Raw genomic sequence first — 470 nt, forward strand, 5'->3', positions numbered from 1 at the left:
CCCCTTTACCGATACAAATTTCTCATGTATCGTATAAGTAATACAGACAGAGGAAGGGATGTAGTATGCCAGTTAAAATCAAACTGAAAGAAATCCTCAAAGAACGTGGCATTTCTCAGCGTGAATTAGCTCGACTTACAGGGCTGCGCCCGAACACCATCAGCCATCTTTGTTCAGACAACGTGGACAGAGTTTATCTCTCAACATTAGAAAAAGTGTGCAAAGTGTTAGACATCGACATCCAGGAGTTAATCGAGGTGGAGTAATCCTCTCGTTATAGTAATCGGTGGTAGCGAAGAAAAAGTTGCGAAAAAATTTCAAAAGTCAAGGAGAAAGCAAAGGTAAGGTTTTAGGAGATAAAAACGGTGGTAGCTGATAATTTTCAGTCGTTTATCGTTGATGAAAATCATAAAATATAGCATCTTTTTCAAACTGATTTTGTGCGTACAATCTAACCCTAAGAATTATCA

1 protein-coding gene is annotated in these 470 nt (G+C 38.3%); it reads left to right on the forward strand.

The annotated features are described in order from the left end of the window. Nucleotides 1-65 precede the first annotated feature (65 nt). Complete coding sequence (locus E0L35_RS25530; RefSeq protein WP_138801731.1) at nucleotides 66-266, forward strand: helix-turn-helix transcriptional regulator; 201 nt, start codon at nucleotides 66-68, stop codon at nucleotides 264-266. Nucleotides 267-470 lie beyond the last annotated feature (204 nt).

Source organism: Halomonas sp. ATBC28 (assembly GCF_005937175.1).
Lineage (GTDB): Bacteria > Pseudomonadota > Gammaproteobacteria > Pseudomonadales > Halomonadaceae > Vreelandella > Vreelandella titanicae.

Bases quoted from the DNA above. Each gene is read 5' to 3' on its own strand.
- E0L35_RS25530 (WP_138801731.1), top strand. From the start codon at position 66: ATGCCAGTTAAAATCAAACTGAAAGAAATCCTCAAAGAACGTGGCATT.